Source organism: Sporosarcina sp. FA15 (assembly GCF_051550195.1).
Taxonomy (GTDB): Bacteria; Bacillota; Bacilli; order Bacillales_A; family Planococcaceae; genus Sporosarcina; species Sporosarcina psychrophila.
Genome location: NZ_CP188818.1, coordinates 3,016,161 through 3,034,844 on the forward strand (window position 1 = coordinate 3,016,161; position 18,684 = coordinate 3,034,844).

18 protein-coding genes are annotated in these 18,684 nt (G+C 43.7%); all 18 read right to left on the reverse strand.

Translation table 11 applies throughout. The features are described from left to right. Nucleotides 1-508: 508 nt before the first annotated feature. Nucleotides 509-1,168: a M23 family metallopeptidase gene (locus tag ACP8HG_RS14100; protein WP_067213098.1), complete on the reverse strand. Its 660-nt coding sequence runs from the start codon at nucleotides 1,166-1,168 to the stop codon at nucleotides 509-511. Nucleotides 1,169-1,178: 10 nt separating this feature from the next. After that, nucleotides 1,179-2,147, reverse strand: a complete 969-nt coding sequence (spoIID, locus tag ACP8HG_RS14105) for a stage II sporulation protein D (RefSeq protein ID WP_067213100.1) — start codon at nucleotides 2,145-2,147, stop codon at nucleotides 1,179-1,181. A 378-nt stretch (nucleotides 2,148-2,525) separates the two neighbouring features. Then, nucleotides 2,526-3,824 carry a UDP-N-acetylglucosamine 1-carboxyvinyltransferase gene (gene murA / locus ACP8HG_RS14110; RefSeq protein WP_067213102.1) on the reverse strand — a complete coding sequence of 433 codons (1,299 nt, stop codon included), beginning with the start codon at nucleotides 3,822-3,824 and terminating at the stop codon, nucleotides 2,526-2,528. Nucleotides 3,825-4,241: 417 nt separating this feature from the next. Then, entirely contained in the window at nucleotides 4,242-4,478 is a 237-nt protein-coding gene (locus tag ACP8HG_RS14115; RefSeq protein WP_067213105.1) for a DUF1146 family protein, read from the reverse strand. 104 nt (nucleotides 4,479-4,582) lie between these two features. Next, on the reverse strand, nucleotides 4,583-4,990 hold the full coding sequence (locus ACP8HG_RS14120; RefSeq protein ID WP_067213107.1) for a F0F1 ATP synthase subunit epsilon: 408 nt from the start codon (nucleotides 4,988-4,990) through the stop codon (nucleotides 4,583-4,585). 145 nt (nucleotides 4,991-5,135) lie between these two features. Further along, complete coding sequence (atpD, locus tag ACP8HG_RS14125) at nucleotides 5,136-6,551, reverse strand: F0F1 ATP synthase subunit beta (RefSeq protein ID WP_067213110.1); 1,416 nt, start codon at nucleotides 6,549-6,551, stop codon at nucleotides 5,136-5,138. A 44-nt stretch (nucleotides 6,552-6,595) separates the two neighbouring features. Beyond that, nucleotides 6,596-7,453 carry an ATP synthase F1 subunit gamma gene (atpG, locus tag ACP8HG_RS14130; RefSeq protein WP_067213113.1) on the reverse strand — a complete coding sequence of 286 codons (858 nt, stop codon included), beginning with the start codon at nucleotides 7,451-7,453 and terminating at the stop codon, nucleotides 6,596-6,598. A gap of 72 nt (nucleotides 7,454-7,525) precedes the next feature. Next, a complete protein-coding gene (atpA, locus tag ACP8HG_RS14135) occupies nucleotides 7,526-9,034 on the reverse strand; it encodes a F0F1 ATP synthase subunit alpha (RefSeq protein ID WP_067213115.1) in 1,509 nt (502 codons plus the stop codon). Between the two features lie 25 nt (nucleotides 9,035-9,059). Next, nucleotides 9,060-9,599, reverse strand: coding sequence for a F0F1 ATP synthase subunit delta (locus ACP8HG_RS14140; protein WP_438296886.1), 540 nt, complete (start codon nucleotides 9,597-9,599; stop codon nucleotides 9,060-9,062). Beyond that, nucleotides 9,596-10,150, reverse strand: coding sequence for a F0F1 ATP synthase subunit B (gene atpF / locus ACP8HG_RS14145; RefSeq protein ID WP_082786737.1), 555 nt, complete (start codon nucleotides 10,148-10,150; stop codon nucleotides 9,596-9,598). The genes ACP8HG_RS14140 and atpF overlap by 4 nt, the downstream gene beginning before the upstream one ends. 150 nt (nucleotides 10,151-10,300) lie before the next feature. After that, nucleotides 10,301-10,513, reverse strand: a complete 213-nt coding sequence (atpE, locus tag ACP8HG_RS14150; protein WP_067213121.1) for a F0F1 ATP synthase subunit C — start codon at nucleotides 10,511-10,513, stop codon at nucleotides 10,301-10,303. Between the two features lie 67 nt (nucleotides 10,514-10,580). Then, complete coding sequence (gene atpB / locus ACP8HG_RS14155) at nucleotides 10,581-11,291, reverse strand: F0F1 ATP synthase subunit A (RefSeq protein ID WP_067213124.1); 711 nt, start codon at nucleotides 11,289-11,291, stop codon at nucleotides 10,581-10,583. Nucleotides 11,292-11,412: 121 nt separating this feature from the next. Beyond that, nucleotides 11,413-11,784: an ATP synthase subunit I gene (locus ACP8HG_RS14160; RefSeq protein ID WP_067213126.1), complete on the reverse strand. Its 372-nt coding sequence runs from the start codon at nucleotides 11,782-11,784 to the stop codon at nucleotides 11,413-11,415. Nucleotides 11,785-12,368: 584 nt separating this feature from the next. After that, nucleotides 12,369-13,490: a non-hydrolyzing UDP-N-acetylglucosamine 2-epimerase gene (wecB, locus tag ACP8HG_RS14165; protein WP_067214075.1), complete on the reverse strand. Its 1,122-nt coding sequence runs from the start codon at nucleotides 13,488-13,490 to the stop codon at nucleotides 12,369-12,371. A gap of 19 nt (nucleotides 13,491-13,509) precedes the next feature. Beyond that, entirely contained in the window at nucleotides 13,510-14,139 is a 630-nt protein-coding gene (upp, locus tag ACP8HG_RS14170) for a uracil phosphoribosyltransferase (protein ID WP_067213129.1), read from the reverse strand. A 91-nt stretch (nucleotides 14,140-14,230) separates the two neighbouring features. After that, the gene (locus ACP8HG_RS14175) at nucleotides 14,231-16,387 is read right to left on the reverse strand and encodes an EAL domain-containing protein (RefSeq protein ID WP_438296890.1); all 2,157 of its coding nucleotides are present in this window, start codon (nucleotides 16,385-16,387) and stop codon (nucleotides 14,231-14,233) included. Between the two features lie 73 nt (nucleotides 16,388-16,460). Continuing rightward, nucleotides 16,461-17,711 carry a serine hydroxymethyltransferase gene (glyA, locus tag ACP8HG_RS14180; protein WP_304627092.1) on the reverse strand — a complete coding sequence of 417 codons (1,251 nt, stop codon included), beginning with the start codon at nucleotides 17,709-17,711 and terminating at the stop codon, nucleotides 16,461-16,463. Nucleotides 17,712-17,903: 192 nt separating this feature from the next. Next, nucleotides 17,904-18,452: a TIGR01440 family protein gene (locus ACP8HG_RS14185; RefSeq protein ID WP_067213137.1), complete on the reverse strand. Its 549-nt coding sequence runs from the start codon at nucleotides 18,450-18,452 to the stop codon at nucleotides 17,904-17,906. Nucleotides 18,453-18,684: the final 232 nt, after the last annotated feature.

Here is an 18,684-nt window from a genome sequence, read left to right on the forward strand (position 1 = left end):
GGCAGCGCGGGATATGATCGATTCGGCGGTGGTTATGATCGGGTCGCGTGGGATATGATCGATTCGGCGACGGTTATGATCGGATGGCGTGGGATATGATCGATTCGGCGGTGGTTACGATCGGACAGCGTGAGATATGATCGATTCGGCGACGGTTATGATCGGCATGCGTGGGATATGATCGATTCGCCGACGGTTATGATCGGCAAGCGCGGGATATGATCGATTCGCCGACGGTTATGATCGGCAAGCGTGAGATATGATCGATTCGGCGGTGGTTATGATCGGACAGCGTGAGATATGATCGATTCGCCGACGGTTATGATCGGGTGGCGCGGGATATAATCGATGCGGCGGTGGTTATGATCGGACAGCGTGGGATATGATCGGACAGCGTGGGATATGATCGATGCGGCGGCGGATATGACCGCTTCAGCGCTAGTTATGTCTGATTTCATCAAAAAAAGCCACTCCGGATTGATTCGGGAATGGCTGGGAACGTGCTGTTTTAAAATGCAAGATATGAGCGCGGATTGACGACTACTCCATCTTTTTGGACTTCGAAATTAATGTGGATACCGACTGTACTATTCCAATCGTTTTCTGCAGCGGTGCCGAGCGCTTGGCCCTGATCCACCTCTTCACCTTTTTTAACGAGAATACCTGAGACGGATCGATAGATTGTTTTCAACCCATCTGCATGAGAAAGTATGATTTCATCACCTTTAAATGGGTCTAGCACGACATCCTCCACGGTGCCGCTTAGTGAAGCGACGACTTCGAATGGCTTACCTTGTACTGAAATGGTTACGCCAGTGTTCATCACATATTGCTGATCGAATACGAGCATAGCACTTTCACGCATGGCTTCCTCTGCATCTACATCATAATAATCTTGCAGAATGGCCACATCATCAATGAGCGCTTCAGGAAATGGATATTTAGGCATTTCCTTTACAGCGTTCGTCTCGACCGTCAATCCGTCTTTAGGGTCCTTCCCTGCAACGTCCGCAAATCCTGGGGCATCATCTTTCATGAATGCATTATAACCCCAGATCATGCCGACGAAGACGATTGCGATACCCGAATAGACTACAGGCCAAAACCAGCTTTTTGTCTTTGCACTTTTGTTCTTCTGAGAAGGGGCTTTCGGTTTTTCTTCTCGCATTGTCATCACCTCACTCGCTATTATTTGCAAGTGAAGGAGTTTTTAAACATTGGGAATCAAGTAATGTGAATTTTTTTATTTGCGTGCCTGTGTAATAGTGTAAAAGAATTTTCTCGGCTGCCCATCCTTTCTGAGCATATGCTTCTGCTCCATATTGACTCATCCCAACGCCGTGGCCATATCCTGTCGTTGTTACATGCACTATTTTATTTGTCACATCAAATGCGATATCAAAGTCCGTTGATGCTAGTCCCAATAATTCACGCACTTCCCTACCACTCGCTTGGAATTCAGAAGTTACGACTTTTTGGACACGGCCCGTTGGATTGCGTACAAGTTGTAACGACCTGAAACTATCGGCATTCCACTTGCCCCCGATTGTTTTATTCCATTTAGCAAGCGGTATTTCGGCTGTTCGTTCTACCTTTGCCTCAACGTCCCCCTCCCCGGGACTTTCCACACTTTGTAGATAGGGAATATCATTGCCGCTAAAGTTTTGTGCTGTCTCAGTCTTCCCATTAGATGTGGAAAAAAACATTGCCGATATCATTTTGTCTTGATAAACAATGGTATCTCCCGCAGTCGCTTCCACCGCTGCACGCACTTTCTTTTCATTGCGCTTAAATTCTTTTCCCCATCGCTCTTTCCGTTTCTCCTCTGACGAATAAACTTGTGCGGAAACGTCAGGAGCAATTGCCTTTTTGCCGTTATCTGTTGTCTGGAGTGCATATGTACGGGCCGCAATCGCTTGAGCTTTTAGCGCCTCTTCCTGGAACGTTGCAGGCATTTCAGCTGCGACGACCCCCACTACATATTCCTCAAGCGAGATTGGCTTGTCCGCACCGGCAATCATGATGTCTACAGGGCAAAGTTCCACTTTCTGTTCTCCGGGCTCAGTGACTTTTTCGGGCGTCTGCCTCAATAATAGAGGGATGAAAAATAGAAGTATAATGAATAACGCTGTTAGTAGTTTGTCCATGATTAATTATATGAATCATATTGGGTTTTATTCCTGCTTTTTTGGGCATACTAGCGAAAGTGCAGGACTCCGTCTAGATGTGACAAGCATAAGATGGGTAAAGTAAGGCAGTCTAAGTTCGCGACGTCGTGTCGCAATGCCTGCATCCTGCAGACCCAAGCGACGTTCTTTGTCCGGGAAGGATGCAGTTCAATCCTTTCTAGCTGGGTTGACTTATGCCTCGAGCGTAGTCTAGAGGTGAGCGAAAGTGCAGAGTACCATTACAAACGTAGGCAGTCTACGTGCAGAACATCCTGCCCGTATAATTACATAAAATGAAATGCGAAAAAGGCCGCAGTCAATGCTCTACAGCCTTTTCCAAATACGTATTGAATTTGATTAAACGAGTTGTGCTGATTTTTCCGTTTGCATTTCCGGTGAAACACGGACGATATCCGCTCCAAGTGCAGCAAGTTTACCATGGAAATTCACATATCCGCGGTCAAGATGCTCCAGTTCAGTAACACGAGTAACGCCTTCTGCTACAAGTCCTCCAAGAATAAGGGCTGCAGCTGCACGAAGATCCGTAGCCGCCACTTCAGCGCCTTGAAGTTCAGATGGTCCTGTAATAATAACCGATCTGCCTTCGATTTTAATAGAAGCATTCATGCGGCGGAATTCTTCAACGTGCATGAAACGATTTTCAAAAACTGTTTCAGTTATGATACCAGTACCCGTCGACGTTAGCATAAGCGCCATCATTTGGGACTGCATATCTGTTGGGAAACCTGGATGTGGCATTGTTTTCAAATCTACGGATTTCAAAGGCAGTTGTGCAGTAACGCGAACTCCTTCATCTAATTCCGTAATTACGACGCCCATTTCGCCCATTTTCGAAATAAGTGCAGCATTATGCTCAGGTACGGCATTTTCAATGATGACATCGCCACCTGTAATTGCAGCTGCTACCATGAATGTACCTGTTTCGATACGATCAGGTATAATATGATGAATTGTGCCATGTAATTTATTGACGCCTTCGATTCGGATATTATCCGTACCAGCTCCAACAACTTTACCGCCCATTTCATTAATAAAGTTGGCAAGGTCTACAATTTCAGGTTCCTTCGCCGCGTTTTCAATGATTGTCGTTCCTTTAGCCAATGCCGCTGCAGTCATGATATTTTCAGTTGCACCGACACTTGGGAAATCGAGATAAATTTTAGCGCCTTTCAAACCGTTTTCCGCTTTCGCTTCAACGTGCCCGTGGCCAAATGTAATTTCTGCTCCCATCGCTTCAAAGCCTTTTAAATGTTGGTCAATTGGTCGAGATCCAATTGCACAACCACCAGGCATTGCAACGCGTGCAAAGCCATTACGCGCAAGTAGTGGGCCCATGACAAGAATAGATGCACGCATTTTCCGTACATATTCGAACTGTGCTTCACTTGAAAGCGTACCCGAAGAATCGATAATGACTTCATTTAATTCAGGTGTATAATCCACATTCGCATTTAAACTTTTCAGTACTTGATTTATTGTCCCAACGTCTGATAGATTTGGGACGTCACGTATTACGTTTACACCCTCTGATGCAAGAAGTGCAGCCGCAAGTATCGGTAATACTGCGTTTTTAGCGCCCTCGACTCGAACGTTTCCTTTAAGTACACGTCCACCGTTGATAATTATTTTATCCAAAACAAGTCCCTCCGACTCCTAAGTTGTAGCCAAACATGTTGTAGTTATATATTATTTTCGCAAAAAATTCATCATCAAAACATATACTATTCTACAGTGCCCTTGCTTATTAAACAAGTAACGTCTGGTCTATTTTTCGGTCTAAGCGCCAAGTAGTTTATACTATGTGCACTTTTGCCGTTTTGTGTCATAATAGCTCTCCGCTTGTCACTTAAGTTCCCCGTATTAAGTAATAACAAACCTTACATTAACACAAAGTGATGAATTTCATGTCATCGCCCCGAATACGAATTTCTTTATCAAGTCATAGTAGTATTCTTACGGAGACATCTACGGCTTTTTCGTATACGCGGCGACTACATGTATCTTATCAACTCATCGTATAAAAAGTACATATATTGAATCGAAATTGAAACTTTAGCCAAACATAAATGGAAGTCTTCCTGACCAATAGGATAGCTCTAAAAAGAAATTCGATACTGCCCAACCCATTAAAATACTGAGTAAAATGAACAATAATTGTGCTTGGAAGACACGGTTCTTTTTAATAATTTTTTCTGGCATGATTGCCTGTAGTGCATAAAATGAGATGGCTATAAAAAAAGTATGCGATACGATGGCCAAAAGTGGTTGAAATGCAATTATGTCGCCCATTTGAAGCCCTCCCTTGTTCATTAAGCTAGAATTGAAGATTTGGTATGACTACATTGAAAAGGCGAACAGAAGAATTTTTTCCCCTGTCCGCCCACATCAACAACTCATTTTTTTCTTGTTTCGTAGACATTGATACGATTGAGGGCACGTTCTAAATCCAGTGCCGCTAATTCGTGTTCTCTGCCTTCTTTTTTTGCCTGAAGTGTCTCTTCTGCTAGTTTCGCCGCTTTTTTAGCACGGTCGATATCAATAGAAGAAGCCAGTTCTGCACTTTGTGCTAAAACAGTGACAACATCCGGACGGACTTCGATGAAACCGCCATGAACGGCAATTTGTTCCGTCGAATCATCCTTCTGCAGGCGAAGCCCACCGATTTGAAGCGGTGCGACCATCGCGATGTGGCCGGGAAGGATCCCGATTTCACCTGTTTCGGTAACTGCGATGATCATGTTCGCTTCAGTTTCAACAACAGGGCCGTCGGGAGTGACGATATTGACTTTAATTGTCTTCATTTTTTTCCCTCCTGGTCCCTTCTAATCAAGTACGCCTCGGTGTATTTACACCCAGTTTTTTATCGAGTAAGCCCAATAAAAATCTGTGACATCCGCCTGAGGCTATAATTCAATTCAGAAGGGGTTAGAATCCTGCTGAATTGAATTAAACTTCAACACCCATACCTTTAGCTTTAGCAATTACGTCTTCAATCGTTCCAACAAGTCGGAATGCGTCTTCTGGAAGGTGATCGTACTTACCTGCAAGAATTTCGCTGAAGCCTTTAATTGTTTCGGAAACCTGTACGTAAGATCCTTTTTGTCCTGTGAACTGCTCAGCAACGTGGAAGTTTTGTGACAGGAAGTTTTGAACACGACGTGCGCGTCCAACTAACTGCTTATCTTCTTCTCCAAGTTCATCCATACCTAGTATTGCGATGATATCTTGAAGTTCACGGTAACGCTGAAGCGTTTGTTGAACTTGACGTGCAATGTTGTAATGCTCTTCGCCAACGATTTCCGGGCTTAATGCACGTGAAGTCGAAGCAAGTGGGTCAACCGCAGGGTAAATACCCATTTCAGAAAGTTTACGCTCAAGGTTCGTCGTTGCGTCAAGGTGAGCAAACGTCGTAGCAGGAGCCGGGTCAGTATAGTCATCCGCTGGTACATAAATTGCTTGGATAGACGTAACAGAACCTAAGTTTGTCGATGTAATACGTTCTTGAAGCATACCCATTTCCGTTGCCAGTGTCGGTTGGTAACCAACTGCTGATGGCATACGGCCAAGTAGTGCTGAAACTTCAGAACCCGCTTGTGTGAAGCGGAAAATATTATCGATGAACAGAAGCACGTTCGCGCCTTGTACGTCACGGAAATGTTCTGCCATTGTAAGACCAGTTAATGCAACACGCATACGTGCACCAGGTGGCTCATTCATTTGACCGAATACCATTGCCGTTTTCTTAATAACGCCGGAATCTGTCATTTCGTAGAACAAGTCATTACCTTCACGAGTACGTTCTCCAACGCCTGCGAATACGGAAATACCACCGTGTTCTTGAGCGATGTTATTGATCAATTCTTGTATTAGAACTGTTTTACCTACACCAGCACCACCGAAGAGGCCGATTTTACCACCTTTAATGTATGGAGCAAGCATATCAACAACTTTAATACCTGTTTCAAGAATTTCAACTTCAGTTGAAAGTTCTTCGAATACTGGAGCTAAACGGTGAATCGGGTCGCGGCGTTCTGAAGCCGGGATTTCCTCACCAAGGTCAATAATCTCTCCAAGTACGTTAAATACGCGTCCTAGTGTAATGTCACCAACTGGGACAGTAATCGAAGAACCCATATCATCAACTACAGTACCACGTTGTAGACCATCTGTTGAAGACATCGCAATAGTACGTACAGAATCATCCCCGAGGTGTAGCGCGACTTCAAGTGTCAACGTTTCAGGCTCAGCGTTTGGACGTTCAATTTGGACCTTCAATGCGTTATAAATAGATGGAAGTTGTCCGTCTTCAAACTTAACGTCAACAACCGGACCCATTACTTGAAGAACATGTCCTTTATTCATACTTTTTCCCTCCTGTCTTACTCTTTGCCGTACAGTGCCCACTCTTATTCAAGAGCTGCGACGCCGCCAACGATCTCCGTAATTTGTTGCGTGATCGCAGCTTGTCGTGCACGGTTGAATGAAAGTGTTAAAGAATCTATCAAATCAGCTGCATTATCAGTAGCAGTTTTCATCGCTGTCATACTGGAAGCATGTTCACTCGCTTTTCCGTCAATTACAGCTCCATAAATAAGGCTTTCCGCGTATTGCGGCAGAAGCACTTCAAGAATTGCTTCGCCAGAAGGCTCAAACTCATATGAAGTAGTAGCGGCAGTCGATGTGATGTCAGTGAGCGGAAGCAATTTCTTTTCCGTCACTTCACTTGCGATGGCGGAAACGAAGTGGTTGTAATACAAGTACACTTCGTCATACTCGCCTTCTGTGAACATGCCAACAGCACGCTTCGCGATATCTTTTATTTCGTCGAAAGAAGGATGGTCAGATAGACCGATCTTACTTTCAGCTATGTTGAAACCTAGTCTTTCGAAATAGTCGTGGCCTTTTTGTCCGATTGAAATGATGCTCACTTCTTCTTTCGAAGTGTGGCGTGTTTCAATCGCACGTTTTGCGATACGTAGGATGTTAGCATTGTAACCCCCTACAAGTCCACGGTCAGATGTAATCACGATATAACCTGTCTTTTTAACAGGTCTAGATATCATCATCGGGTGACTCAAGTCACTTGTTCCAGCTGCGATTGAACCTACAACTTCTTGAATTTTTTCCATGTATGGGATGAACGCTTTCGCATTCAGCTCGGCACGGCTTAATTTAGAAGCAGAGACCATTTGCATTGCTTTCGTAATCTGACTTGTCTTTTTCGTCGATTTAATACGGTTTTCTATGTCGCGTAAAGATGCCATTGGCAATTCTCACCACCTTTTGTTTTTTTTGGTCACTTTGACGAAGAACGTCAAATTTGATTCCAACTAGAATTATTCAGAACGTGCGAAAATCTTCTTGAATGCGTTGAGTGCTGTTGCCATCAATTCATCAGCTGGAAGGTCTTTCGTCGTACGAATATGATCTAAAACGTCAGTGTGGTTAGTTTCAAGCCAGCTTAAAAGTTCGCTTTCGAAACGAAGAATATCTTTGACAGCGATATCGTCAAGGAATCCACGTGTCAATGCGTAAAGAACCATAACTTGTTGCTCAACTTTAAACGGTTTATTCAAGTCTTGCTTCAAGATTTCAACTGTACGCGCTCCGCGATCCAGTTTCGCTTGAGTTGCAGAATCAAGGTTTGAGCCGAATTGTGAGAACGCTTCAAGCTCACGGTATGCCGCAAGGTCAAGACGTAGTGTACCCGCAACTTTTTTCATTGCTTTGATTTGCGCTGATCCACCAACACGGGAAACTGAAAGACCGGCGTTAATCGCTGGACGTACACCCGAGAAGAATAGGTCAGATTGAAGGAAAATTTGTCCATCAGTGATAGAAATTACGTTCGTTGGAATATAAGCAGAGATATCTCCAGCTTGTGTTTCAACGAATGGTAATGCCGTGATAGAACCTGCACCAAGTGTGTCATTCAACTTCGCTGCGCGTTCAAGTAAACGAGAGTGAAGATAGAAAACATCACCAGGATAAGCTTCACGGCCTGGAGGACGACGAAGTAGTAAAGAAAGTTCACGGTATGCCGCTGCTTGTTTAGATAGATCATCATAAACGATTAGAACGTGCTTACCATCGAACATGAATTCTTCAGCCATTGTTATTCCTGTGTATGGTGCAAGGTATAGTAATGGTGATGGTTGTGAAGCAGACGCCGTAACAACGATTGTGTAATCAAGTGCGCCGTTTTTACGAAGTGTTTCAACAACACCACGAACTGTTGATTCCTTTTGTCCAATTGCTACATAAATACAAATCATATCTTGGTCAGCTTGGTTCAGAATTGTATCGATTGCAACTGTCGTTTTACCTGTTTGACGGTCACCGATGATCAATTCACGCTGTCCGCGGCCGATTGGTACAAGTGCATCAATCGCTTTAATACCCGTTTGTAGTGGTTCATGAACGGATTTACGCGCCATAACCCCTTGTGCTGGGCTTTCGATTGGACGTGTTTTTGTCGTATTGATCGGACCTAATCCATCAACTGGTTGCCCAAGTGGATTTACAACGCGTCCGATTAATTCTTTTCCAACTGGAACTTCCATAATACGGCCTGTTCGACGTACTTCATCGCCTTCTTTGATGTCTGTGTAAGGCCCTAGGATAACGATACCAACGTTGTTCGCTTCCAAGTTTTGAGCCAGACCCATGACGCCAGTTGAGAACTCTAAAAGTTCCCCAGCCATGACGTTGTCGAGGCCATGAGCACGTGCGATACCGTCACCAATTGCGATAACTGTACCGACTTCGCTCACTTTCATCTCAGATTGATAATTTTCAATCTGCTGTTTTATGAGAACACTGATTTCCTCAGCTTTGATGCTCATGCATGTCACCCCTCAAATTTCAGATTTATGAACCGATAAGATCCCGTTCCAGTCGCTCAAGCTTCGCGCTTACGCTGCTGTCGTAGATAATGTTACCAATTTGAAGACGGATGCCTCCAAGTAAGCTCGGATCGATGATGTTTTCAATTCGCAATGCTGTTTTACCAATCTTTTTGGCGAATGCAGTAGAGATAGCTTGGCTTTCATCAACTGTAAGCAGACGTGTAGAATACACTTTCGCGTCAGCGATGCCTGCTGCATCATTCGCATAAGAGATAAACTCGTTAACAAGGTTTACAACCTCGTCTATGCGTTTTTTATCGAGCATTAGGAACAAAGTATTCAAAATGAGCTGATTCGCGCCTTTGAATGAATCTGCCATAAGCTCTTTCTTTTTTGCTGATTTTAATCTCGGTGATTGAAGTAATTGACCGAGCTCTGAATTTGTTTGGAAAACTTTTTTCAATTCAAGAAGATCTTCTTGAATTGCGCCAGTTTGTCCGTTTGTTTGTGCTAGTTCAAACAATGCTTGTGCATAGCGTTTTGCTACAACCGATTGGCTCATCGCCCTTCGCCTGCCTTCGCAATCGTTTCTTCAATCAATGCACGATTATCTTCCTCGGAAATTTCTTTACCGAGCACTTTAGATGCTGCAAGGATAGAAAGAGATACGAATTCTCCGCGAACTGCCGCGATCGCTTTGTCTTTTTCAGATGCAATTTCAAGAGTTGCTTCTTCTTTCATACGACCCACTTCTGAACGAGCAGCTGTGATGATTTCTGTACGTTGAGTTTCGCCTTGCTTACGGGCATTTTCAACAATCGCCTGAGCGTTATTACGCGCTTCATTCAAAAGGTTACGCTGTTCTTCAAGAATCTTTTGTGATTCTGCACGGCTCTTTTCAGCCGATTCGATTTCATTTGCAATCAACTCAGCACGTTGATCCATGACACCCATAAGTGGGCCCCAAGCAAACTTCTTCAGAAGAAGCATGAGAATCGTGAAAAACGAAAGTGTGACAATTATATCACCAAGGTTTATTCTGTCGTTCAGTTTTGCTAAGAATCCTGGATCGGCTACATCTGCTGCCAATAGGACGAAGGTATCCAAAAACACGATTGTTTCACTCCCTTCAAGAGCTTATAATTCATCGAATATAGTTAGTTGTTCATTATTTCGTAAGTTGTGTTACACATTTTTCTCCATAAAGGAATGGCGAAGGACTTTGTAGTGCGCTCTTCGCCATTTTGTTACTGTTGGTAATTATTATTTGTTCATAACGATGAACGCTACTACTACTGCGATAATAGGAATCGCCTCAACTAGTGCAACACCGATGAACATTGTTGATTGAAGAACGCCACGTGCTTCTGGTTGACGAGCGATCCCTTCAACTGTTTTTGAAACGATAAGACCGTTACCGATACCTGCACCAAGTGCACCAAGACCGATTGCGATTGCAGCTGCTAATAAACCCATAGTATAATTTCCTCCTAATATTTTCGAGTTTTTTTGTTTGTTCACCCGTTAAACGGGCAGTATATGTTTAATGGTCTGTTTTGACTTTATGCGCCATATAGACCATCGATAACATAACAAAGATGAATGCCTGGATTGCTCCGATAAAGATCGAGAACCCTTGCCAAGCGAGTGCTGGAACCAGGGCGCCGACAAAGCCGTAGACACTTCCTGCTCCAAGTGTTGCAAGAAGACCAAGTAGGACCTCACCTGCATAGATGTTACCGTAAAGACGCAGACCAAGTGTCAGCGTGTTTGCAAACTCCTCAATTACTTTCAATGGGGCCATAAATGGCATTGGTTTTAAATAACCTTTCCCATATTCTTTGAGGCCCAATAATTTGATACCGTAGTAATGCGATAAAACAACGACCATTGCAGCAAGTGTCAATGTGACTGTTGGATCTGCCGTTGGTGATTTCCACCACAGCACGTGATTCACTTGAATAGAGAATGGAAGTCCGATTACGTTGGCTACGAAAACAAACATTAATAGCGTTATTCCAAGTACATGGAAGCGCCCGCCTGTTTTCCAGTCCATATTGTTCTTAATAATACCTTTTACGAAATCCATGATCCATTCCATAAAGTTCTGCATACCCGTAGGTTTCAGTTGCATTTTACGTGTTGCAATGAATGCGATAAGGAATACAATCAGGCACGTGATGAAAAGCATAAGGACGTTTGACAAGTTAAATGTCAATCCGAGCCACACTCTCGTCGGATTTTCGTGGGTCACGTTTCGTTCACCTCCCTTTCACAATCGGTTTAAGCATTTTCTGAGAAACAGAAAAGTTCGATGTTAGCTCATTTCTTCGAAAAAGCAAAAATCGATGTAAGCTCTTTTCTTCGAAAAAGCTTTAATGGTTTTTTGTACGGAATATAATCCCATCAGCCAATAGCAGGATGTAAGGAATCATAAGCCCGATAACCGAACTAACCAGGTTAAAATGTTCCGGCAGCGAAATCGCGACTGCCGCCGCAGCCACACCGGATGCGAAACGCATCAGCGTTCCAAGTGATGCTCTTTTCTTACCCTCCGTAAAAATCTTGTCGAATCTCTCCATTCTACGGACAAGAATCCAAAAATTATACAATCCGAACAGAGATCCGAGAATTAATCCTGCGAAAATCGGCTTCAAATCAGTTAATGCCCACCCTAGAACGAACAATGCGAGCAAAAAAAAGAGAGCCTTCTTTTGCTTTCTATGAATTTCTTGCAATGTTTGCATGTAGGTGATTCTCCTGATTCGTATTTCCAAATTGTATGGAGCCTTGCAACTTCGATTGAGATAAGGCTTAGTAGCAAGCAAATCACAAGAAAAAGCGGGGTGGTCCCGTTTCGCTGTCCAGCCAGTTATTTGTCCAGTCTAAGCAGGCCGCTTACACTATTCTTGGCAAGACTCTGAAAAGGATGGAACCTGTAAGTTGTGCGAGTATTGTCGAATGGAAGGCAATTCGGCAGATGCTGCGTTTAATCAAATGCATGATGCTATTTAAGCCTCTGCACATCCGTCAAAAAACGATAGGATGCTAACACAGCCTTAACATTCACATTATGTCGCCGTTTCATATATGAAAACCCTATCATTCTTACCCTTTGTAAGCATACAATAGGCATATTTTGATGTCAATTGATTACAGTGAAATTTTTCACAAAGACTTCACATTGTCAAACATTCGACAAAATTGGAAGGTTGTTCGATGAATATTAATGGTTTTGGGTTTTCCATTAGGACTTTCCCTATTTTTTTGAAATTCCATGACCCTATTCCAAAAAAATACGACCGGATTTATCCGGTCGTCGTGCTACTTGTTATTCTATAGAAGATAAGTACTCTTTCAACGCTTCAACGATTCGTTCAGAAGCGTGTCCGTCACCATATGGATTGGACGCTTTTGCCATTCTGCTGTATTCTGCTTCATTGGTTAAAAGTTCATCCGTCAATGTGAAGATTGTTTCTTCATCCGTGCCGGCCAGTTTTAGTGTCCCCGCTTTAATACCTTCCGGGCGTTCGGTTGTATCGCGCAAGACGATAACCGGTTTGCCAAGTGAAGGCGCTTCTTCTTGGATACCACCTGAGTCCGTCAAGATAATGTGTGATCGTGCTGCAAAATTGTGGAAGTCAACAACTTCAAGCGGTTCGATCAGATGAATACGGTTGTTGCCTCCAAGAAGTTCATCAGCTACTTCGCGCACTGCCGGATTCATGTGAACAGGATAGATGACTTGGATATCATCATGTTTCACAAGTAACCGGTTTATAGCACGGAACATGTTGCGCATTGGTTCGCCAAGGTTTTCACGACGATGTGCAGTTAGTAATATAAGCCTGTCCGTTCCGATTTTATCGAGAACAGGGTGTGAGTACTCTTCACGCACTGTCGTTTGAAGCGCATCAATCGCAGTATTTCCCGTGATATAGATGCGATCTTTCGATTTTCCTTCGGCTATCAAATTGTTAGCCGATTGTTCTGTCGGTGAAAAATGAAGATCAGCAATGACGCCTGTTAGCTGTCGATTCATTTCTTCCGGGTACGGTGAATATTTATCCCACGTACGAAGCCCTGCTTCAACATGTCCAACCGAAACTCGGTTGTAAAACGCTGCAAGTCCACCGATGAAAGTTGTCGACGTATCTCCGTGGACCAGTACGATATCGGGTTGCGCTTCTTTCATGATACGGTCAAGCCCTTCGAGTCCGCGTGTTGCAACATCAACAAGTGTTTGCCGATCTTTCATGATATTAAGATCAAAATCTGGTGTGATACCGAATGTGTGAAGCACTTGGTCCAGCATTTCACGATGTTGCGCTGTAACCGTCACAATCGATTCGATGTCGTCCGAATGCTTTTGCAATTCCAACACAAGCGGAGCCATTTTAATAGCTTCCGGCCTTGTACCGAAAATCGTCATCACTTTCCATTTCTTTGTCAATATCTTCACGCCTTCCAAATCATTTTGTTCCGAATAGACGGTCGCCAGCATCACCAAGTCCTGGTACGATGTAGCCTTTTTCATCCAATTTTTCATCCATCGCAGCGATATAAATATCCACATCAGGATGTGCATCTGTCAATGCTTTCACACCTTCTGGAGCAGCAATTAGACACATGAACTTAATGTTTTTCGCACCGCGGCTCTTCAACGATTCGACCGCTGCAATTGCAGATCCGCCCGTTGCAAGCATCGGATCGACGAGAATGAAGTCACGTTCCGATACATCGGAAGGTAGTTTTACGTAATATTCGATGGGTTGCAACGTTTCAGGGTCACGGTACAGGCCGATATGTCCTACTTTTGCTGCTGGAATTAATTTTAGAATTCCATCTACCATACCAATACCTGCACGTAAGATTGGAACGATTCCAAGTTTCTTGCCTGCAAGTACGCTCGATTTAGCTTTACAGACCGGCGTTTGAACTTCCACTTCCTTAAGTGGAAGTTCGCGCGTGATTTCGTAAGCCATAAGTGTCGCTACTTCATCGACAAGCTCACGGAATTCTTTCGTTCCTGTCTCGATATCACGTATGTACGTAAGTTTATGTTGGATAAGTGGATGGTCAAAAACATGTATTTTCGGCATTAATATTCGCCCCTTTATTAGAATGTCCTGTTCATTATAACAGATATATTCCAGTTCAGGTACGCTAGACATCTGACTACTTAATGTCTAACTATTCGGCAAGCAATCGCTGAATTTCTTGCAAAGGCATTGGCTTATAATAGTAGAAACCCTGCCCCACTTTACAGCCTAGATTACGTAAAATTTCAATATGTCTTTCCTCTTCGATTCCTTCTGCAACTGTTGTCAAATTAAGGTTTTCAGCCAGTTGAATGATTGTTCTGACGACTGCGAGCGTGCCCGGTTCATCAAGCTCACTAATGAAACTTCGATCAATCTTCAATTCGCAAAGAGGTAATTGAGGCAAATAGCTGAGCGAAGAATAGCCGACACCAAAATCATCGACGGATATTTCAAAGCCTGCCGCATTTAGTGCACGAAAAATCGATTTCGCCTTTTGTATGTCAACGAGTCCGATACTCTCCGTCATTTCCAACATAATATACTCGGGTGAAAGGTCATGGTTATCAGCTAGCCTTATTAACTTCTCGACGAAAGTCCGGTCAAAGAAATGGTGGACAGAAATATTGACGGCCACCTGATACATCTTTTCACCTGTCTGTTGACGTTTCCGCAGCCATTCCATTACTTTTGATAATATAATTATTTCCAGTTCAATGATTTTACCCATATTTTCAGCGGCTGGGATGAAAAGATTCGGCGGAACTGGGCCTAGCACCGGTGAAAACCAGCGAGCAAGCGCTTCGAAGCCAATGATTGCTCCATCTTTCAAATCGACTTTGGGCTGAAGGTAGACATCGATTTCCTGTGCATTGAGTGCTTTCGATAGTTCATTGACAATCTTCATTTCTTTGATTGTTTCTTCGTTTTGAAGATCCCTGTAAAATGACATCGCATTGCCAGGCTTCTTTTTCGCGTCTGACATAGCTATATCCGCCCGGCGCAGCAGTTCCTCTTCACTTTTTTTGTCACCTTCGGAAAATGAAATTCCGATTTTCAGTGTGATAAACAGTTCCTGTCCCGCAACAATGAACGGTTCCGTAACAATCGTACCTAATTCGAAAAGATAGTTCCCTTCACCGCTTTCACCCGTTATAACGAGTGATGCACTTGAAAAACGCCCGATAAAGTTCGAGTTTCTTTTCCCTGCTTTTTCGATTCGTTTGCCCAGCTGGATAAACAATTCATCGGCTGCATTTCTTCCATATAGGTCAACTATTTTTGCGTATTCACCTGGTTCTATGACCGCAACAAAATGGCCTTGACCATCTAAGAGATTATGTTTAAGTTGGTTCAAAAACGCATGACGGTTCGGCAATCCTGTTTGCGGGTCAGTAAAAGCAAGCCTGCGATACTCTGCCTGCTGTGTATAATGCTTTCTCGTCATTTGGACAATCGGGACCATCTTTTTGAGAAACTGAATTTGAGTTTCTGTTGGATTTCCGTTTTTCTTCACGAACACCGTTACGAGTCCGTCCATTTCATCTTCACTGTCAAATGTCGGAACCGACCAGTTCGAATGGAAATCAATTACCGGTTTTTCTCCTTGTAGAACTTTCTCTTGATTATTTTCCATGACTATCACATCTTCTGATATATAACTGGTTTCAAGTGCCTCATTATCCAATATTTCTCCAAGCAATTGATCAGGTACTGAATCCGCTGCTCCGATGTACCACCCATCATTTTGCTCTTTGAAAAGAATCGAACATACAGACCCTTTTGGAAAGAAAGATTCGACAACGGTTCCTATCTTTTGTAATAAATCAGAGAGTTCTGCTCCCGTATTTATCCCTAAAAAAATCTCCTCTTGTAATCGAAGTAGGGATTCGTCTTTTTTCCGTTCCGTCACATCTAAAATGAAAGAAGAGGTAAATAAAACTTCCCCTTTTTCGTCGACGAGCGGCTGGATGACAAGCTCATTCCAAAATGGAGTACCGTCTTTTTTATAATGAAGGATCTCGGCATTCGCAGGCATTCCCTTGCGAAGTTTCTTATTAATTTCCTCAATAAGCTCCATGTCGGTTTCTTCGCCTTGCATGAATCGCAAATTTTGCCCAATTACTTCTTCGGACGGGTAGCCCGTAATTTCTGTAAATGCTTCATTGATAAAAACAACTGGATCGTCTGAAACAGATGGATCCGTCAAAATGAAACCTGTTCGAAAACGACTTCCAAAACGTTGAAGCCAATTAAACAATATTGCTTTTTCAGCTTTTTCAGTCTGTGTTTTTCTAGGATTACCCATCATTCACCCCCCCTTCAAATGAAAGAAAAAATAAGCCGCCATCCATATTGATAGCGGCTTATTTCTTTAGATATTATGCATATAGCGGAAATTTGTCCGTCAATGCGGTAACACGTTGCTGAGCTTCTTTTTTCACAGCTTCGTCTTCATGATTTTTCAGAACCTTCGCCATGATCGATGCGATTTCTCGCATTTCTTCTTCCTTGAAACCACGTGTTGTAACAGCTGGTGTTCCAAGTCGTACTCCCGAAGTAACAAACGGGCTTTCAGTGTCATATGGAATCGTGTTTTTGTTCGTAGTGATGCCGACTTCATCTAGTGCGTGCTCTGCAATTTTACCCGTGATTTCAAGTGAACGCAGGTTAAGCAAAACCAAATGGTTATCTGTTCCGCCTGATACGATGTCTACACCTTCAGCTATTAGCGCTTCAGCTAATGCTTTCGCATTGCTCTTCACTTGTTGGATATACGTTTTGAATTCCGGTTTCTGTGCTTCGCCAAATGCCACCGCTTTTGCAGCTATAACGTGCATCAATGGTCCTCCTTGAACTCCTGGGAAGATTGACTTGTCAAGTTTACGACCAAATTCCTCTGTAGAAAGAATAAGTCCACCACGAGGTCCGCGTAATGTTTTATGCGTTGTCGAAGTGACGAAGTGTGCATGCGGAACTGGGTTTTGATGTTCGCCGACTGCTACAAGCCCTGCGATATGCGCCATGTCGACGAATAGGTACGCGCCCACTTCATCCGCAATTTCACGGAACTTAGCAAAATCAATTTCACGTGGATAGGCACTCGCACCCGCTACGATCATTTTCGGCTTATGCTCAAGCGCTTTTTGACGGACATCTTCGTAGTCAATTAGCTCATCTTCCTTGCTCACTCCGTAATCAACAAAGTTATACAATTTACCTGAGAAGTTAACTGGGCTTCCGTGTGTCAAGTGACCGCCGTGCGAAAGATTCATACCAAGAACTGTATCTCCAGGCTCAAGTACTGCAAAATAAACAGCCATATTTGCTTGTGCACCAGAGTGCGGCTGAACGTTTGCATATTCCGCGCCGAAGATTTCTTTCACTCGGTCACGTGCAATATTTTCAACGACGTCGACATGTTCGCAACCGCCGTAATAGCGTTTGCCAGGGTAGCCCTCAGCGTATTTGTTCGTTAAATAAGAACCTTGTGCTTCCATAACTGCTTCTGTTACGAAGTTTTCAGATGCAATTAGTTCAATATTTGACTGTTGACGCTTTTTCTCCGCCATAATCGCTTCGTATACTGCCTCATCTTCACGTTGTACGTTGCCCAATTTGTTCAATTCCATATTATCATTCCCCTTCATCATCTATTTTTTTGTCCAGTCTACAGCGGCCAGACGCTCGGAGGCCCACACGAAGTGGGTCATGCGGCGGAGAGGGATTGAACTGCATCCCTCTTTGTTGCCACAGGAAGTGGCGATATTAGGCTGCGTTCCTTTTCCGTCTTGCGCCTGTCGCGTCTATGCGGGCCGCTTCCGCTATTCTAAATATGTTGCTCTAATTCCACCTATTAACTTCGGTCTGGTTGTTGCGACCGTGACAACTGCATTGCCGATTTGCCCAATTGATGTGCGTAAAGGGACAGCAACCCGTTTCAAATGCATGCCGATTAATGTTTGTCCAATATCGATGCCTGCACTTGCGCGAATTTCCTCTACAACTACAGGGTCATTCATATGCTGATAGGCGTAGGCCGACATTGAACCACCCGCATCTATCATTGGAATGACTGAAACTGGCTCTAGCATGAACTTTTCAGCCGCGTGACGTTCAATTGTCAGCGCCCTGTTAATATGTTCACATCCTTGGAATGCAAGAAATAGTTTATGTTTTTTGGCAAAGTCTTTTAAGGGGTCGTATAGCGCTTTTCCAATTTCAAGCGCCCCTCCAGTGCCGATTCGTTTACCGGCAATTTCAGAGGTCGAGCAGCCGATGACGAAAATTGTGCCCGGTATAAGGTCTGTCTGTTCAGCCATTTCCGCTAAAAGTTGCTCGAGTTGAAGCTTCCATAAATTCAAAGCGTCCACTTTATACCACCTGCCTTCTTATGGTGTCTAGCTCCAGCGCCTAGCCCCTCGAGTCGCTTCAGTCTTGCCGAAAAGGCAAAGGACGCCTTTGTCGTCAAGACTTCCAGCGCTTTTCGGGACTAAACAGACGCTTGGGCCCACACGAAGTGGGTCATGCAGTCGTTGCGACACGATGTCGCGAACTTAGACTGCCTTCCTTTAAATTTAGTTAGTGTCTAGCTGCAGACGCCAG